The organism is Guyparkeria sp. SB14A (assembly GCF_005096345.1).
Taxonomy (GTDB): domain Bacteria; phylum Pseudomonadota; class Gammaproteobacteria; order Halothiobacillales; family Halothiobacillaceae; genus Guyparkeria; species Guyparkeria hydrothermalis.
This window is the reverse complement of record NZ_SWAW01000090.1, coordinates 1-254: the sequence shown is the minus strand read 5'-3', so window position 1 is coordinate 254 and position 254 is coordinate 1. Positions and strand designations below refer to the sequence as shown.

Sequence of the window (254 nt, the reverse complement as noted above, 5' to 3'; positions counted from 1 at the left end):
GCGTTCCAGCGGCCGGACCAGCAACCGCTCGCTGTCCTCGGGCGAGATACCCGGGTAGGCGACCGTGACGAAGAAGATCGGTACGTCGACGTCGGGCGCGGCCTCCTTGGCGATCTGGACGTAGGCCTCCCGCCGGCGGCCAACAGCGCCAGCAGGACCAGCAGTACGCTGCGCGAGCGGGAGAACAACGCGGCAAGCAATCCGTTCACCGCTCACCCTCCGCCGTGGGCACCACCTCGATGACATCGCCGTCA

Annotated in this window: 1 protein-coding gene; it reads right to left on the bottom strand. The window is 68.5% G+C overall.

What is annotated here, in order from left to right; translation table 11 throughout:
- Window positions 1-216 (bottom strand): efflux RND transporter permease subunit (locus tag FAZ79_RS11590; protein WP_211238852.1); only part of this gene is annotated, 216 nt, incomplete at its 3' end.
- Window positions 217-254: the final 38 nt, after the last annotated feature.